The sequence below is a fragment of the Halomonas sp. 3D7M genome, from assembly GCF_014897885.1.
Taxonomy (GTDB): domain Bacteria; phylum Pseudomonadota; class Gammaproteobacteria; order Pseudomonadales; family Halomonadaceae; genus Vreelandella.
Genome location: NZ_JABUZF010000079.1, coordinates 1 through 3,508, shown reverse-complemented (window position 1 = coordinate 3,508; position 3,508 = coordinate 1). Strand labels below are relative to the sequence as shown.

Sequence of the window (3,508 nt, the reverse complement as noted above, 5' to 3'; positions counted from 1 at the left end):
CGAACTGTGCTGGCGGGCCTGCCACTCGGCGTCGATGGCGGCGACTTCGGCACAAATGACGGATGGCGAAAACGCAGGCCTGGCGAGCTGGCTGGCAACAGTGAGCGCCGCTGCTTCTAGGGTCTCTGCTGGTATCGAGAAATGTACATCGGTGACGTAGTCATCGGTATGGGCGTTCAGGCTGCCTTGGTGTTGGGAAAACCAAGTAAGTAGGCTGATGTTAGAAAACGCTTCCAACGGCGCGGTAGTGAGCACGTGCTCGAGCAGATGAGCCAGCCCTGGCAGGGTGCGCGGCTCATCCAAATAGCCCGCCGCAATGGCGATACTAACGTGAGCGCGGGTTAAGTGGGGCGCCTGGGCCAGCACTCCCTGCGCCCCGTTAGGCAGGGAGATACAGGTTTGTTGGAAACTTAGGCTAGCCATTGAGCAGGCTACGCAGCAACGCGCGCAGTTTGCCGGGGCGAACGGGTTTGTTTAACTGCGGCACGCTGGCATGACGCAGGCGGCGCTGCCAGTGGTCAGAGCGGTCGGCGCTGAGAATAGCGGCTGGCAGATGCGGGTCGTGCCAGTGCTGGCGAAGTTGGCGAATAGCCTCCAGGCCAGTCATATTGTCATCTAAGTGCAGGTCGACCAGTAGCATATCCGGTGCTTCCTGGCAGGCTTTAGCGGTATCGATATCCAGGGCAGTATCGCAACTGATCTGCCATTCAGTTAACAGCAGCGCCATGCCTTGCAAAATTGTTGGCTCATTATCCAGGATCAGCACGCGAAGACCTTCAAACTCATCGTCAGCGGAGGGCGGCGCGCTGGGAGCGGGGGCTTGGCTAAAGGAAATACCGCCGGCACGCGGCACCGTAACAGCAAAACAGGAGCCTTGGCCGGGTGCAGAACGCACAGTGAGCGGATGCTCAAGGCGCTGGCTAATCCGTTCTACAATGGCAAGCCCCAGGCCAACGCCCTGGCGGTCCCGCGCACGGGTAGCGTTAAGTTGGTGAAACTCGCGAAAAATAAGCTGGTAGTCACTTTCGGGAATACCAATACCGCTATCGACAACCTGCACGGCTAGGCTGTCGTCGCCATGACGGCGGACACCCAGGCAGATACCGCCACGCTGGGTATAGCGGCAGGCGTTAGCAAGAAAGTTGCGCACAATGCGGCTGAGTAGATAAGGGTCGCTGGTCACCGCTTGATGAGAAGGCACGTAGCGCAGCGTTAGTCCTTTACGTTGCGCCACCGGGGAAAATTCATCAACCAGATTGCTGAGGATATCGTCGAGTTTAAAGTGGCGTAGTTGTGGCTGTACCTGGCCGTGATCCAGCCGTGAAATATCCAACAGATCGGAAAGAATCGCTTCGGCGCCTTCCAATGAGTTTTGCACACTCTCAATCAAAGCCAGGTTCTCGCTGTCGGTCAGTCGCTCCTGTAGCGAGGCCACCAATAAGCGTGCAGCGTTCATGGGTTGTAGCAGGTCATGGCTAGCGGCGGCTAGGTAGCGGTCTTTACTTTGGTTAGCAAACTCTGCGGCATCGCGAGTGCTTCTAAGCTCCTCGTTGAGCCGTTCAAGCGCTTGGGTGCGGTCAACTACCCGTGCTTCCAAGTGGGTGTTGAGGGTTTCTAAATGCTGGCGAGCGCGCTCACGCTCGGTAATATCCGCCACAAAGCCTTCGATCAGGTCTTCGTCCCCGGCAAGCTCGGCGGGCTTACGTATTAGTGTAATTGCCACGGGTACCTGATGCCCGGATGCACCTTGCAACCAGGTGGTTTGGCCCGTTACGTGGCCTTGCGCGAGCAGCAGGTCGCGCAGTTGTTGCCCTGTAGATGCATTAACAAACAGTGCGTCAAAGCGCGCGCAGCGCTCGAGTGTATGCACCACGCTACTATCATCAAGCATGGCGGCAAGCGCCGGGTTAGCGGCGCGCAGTTTGCCGGACAGCGATGCTTGAAAAATACCGTGCAGCGCGTTTTCGAACAGCCATTTGTAGCGGTTGCGCTCCACCTCAAGCTCTTCTAAGCGTACGGAAAGCTCGCGATAGTAGCTTTTACGCGCCGACTGCTGGCCAAGCCCGAGTAGGTCGCTGACCGAAAAGCCCGAGGGATCGCTGGCTTTTTTCATAGTGCCTCTTCGTAAACCACCGCCACGTCTCTTGAGCTGGAACGGCGTGGATTGGTCAGGATGCAGGGATCACCTAACGCATGGTTAGTGAGAAAAGGCACGTCGCTGCGTGAGACGCCCATCACGCCAAGGGTTCCGCCCAGGCCAACGGCATGTTTTAAGTCGACTAAGTACTGAAACAGCGCTTTTTTGATCTGCTGCTGTGACAACCCCCGACAGTCGATACCCACGGCCTCGGCAACCCGCTTAAAGCGGTCTGGGGCGGCTTCGTAGTTATAAGCCACCACGTGCTCTAGCAGCATGGCATTGCATAAGCCGTGGGGTAAATCCAGGAAGCCGCCTAAACTATGCGACATTGCGTGTACCGCGCCCAAAATGGCGTTTGAAAACGCCAGCCCCGCTTGCATACTGCCCAACATTACTTGGGCACGCAGCTCGCCGTCGGCTGGGTTCGCCACCAGTGCCTCAAGATGGCTACTGATTAAGCGCATGGCTTCTAAGGCATGAGCATCGGTAAGCGGGCCACTACCGGTTGAAACAAACGCTTCGATGGCATGCACCAGCGCGTCGACCCCGGTACACGCGGTGAGATAGGGCGACATGGTCATAGTGACTTCAGGGTCGATCAGCGACACATCAGGCACTACGGCTTTGCTGATGATTGAGAATTTCATGCGTCGCTGCTGGTCGGAAATAATCGCAAACTGGGAAATATCCGCCGAAGTACCCGCTGTTGAGGGAATAAAAATTAGCGGCGGAATGGGCACGCGAATCGTATCCACACCTTCGAAATCAAGAATGTGGCCACCGTGGGCGGTGACAATGCCAATCCCTTTGGCGCAGTCCATGGGGCTGCCGCCGCCCACTGCCACAATTGCTTTGCAGCCGGTTTCACGGTAGACCTCGGCACCGGCCATAATCTCATCGACCCGCGGGTTAGGTGATACGGCGGTAAAGCGCTCAACGGCAATATTGGCTTCCAACAGCTTGGCTTCAATATCGGCGACCCAGCCTGCTAACAGCACGCCGGGATCGGAGACCAGGAGTACCTTTTCTGCCCCGAATGTCGTGGCGTAGTTGCCCGCTGCGTGGCGTGCCCCGTCGCCAAAAATAATTTCAGGAGCGACAAACTTACGAAGTTGTGTGAGCGGCGAAGTCATGGGGCGGTCTCGTTTATCGTTGTTAACCATTATCTTAAGCACCTTCAGGGATTGTTGCGCTACGACCTTGGTGCTGTCGTTAGGTGGCTAGATTGATAAAAGGCTAGCTCGCGGGCCAGCATGGTTTGGCGAGCTTTGGGGTGGCGAATGCCGTGGTATTCGTTATCAAACAGCAGTGTTTGTGCCTCGCCACCGTGGAGTTCGATATGCCGCGCCATGGCATGAGTTTGCTCTG

3 protein-coding genes are annotated in these 3,508 nt (G+C 57.0%); all 3 read right to left on the bottom strand.

Going from position 1 to position 3,508, the window contains the following annotated elements; genetic code table 11:
- Positions 1-423, bottom strand: a 423-nt coding sequence (locus INT22_RS20185) for an insulinase family protein (RefSeq protein ID WP_226912350.1), incomplete at its 3' end; no start/stop codon positions are given.
- Positions 416-2,113, bottom strand: a complete 1,698-nt coding sequence (locus tag INT22_RS02565; protein WP_193067619.1) for a NahK/ErcS family hybrid sensor histidine kinase/response regulator — start codon at positions 2,111-2,113, stop codon at positions 416-418. The genes INT22_RS20185 and INT22_RS02565, both read right to left, overlap by 8 nt.
- Positions 2,110-3,273, bottom strand: a complete 1,164-nt coding sequence (gene ercA / locus INT22_RS02560; RefSeq protein ID WP_125752196.1) for an alcohol dehydrogenase-like regulatory protein ErcA — start codon at positions 3,271-3,273, stop codon at positions 2,110-2,112. The genes INT22_RS02565 and ercA overlap by 4 nt, the downstream gene beginning before the upstream one ends.
- Positions 3,274-3,508 lie beyond the last annotated feature (235 nt).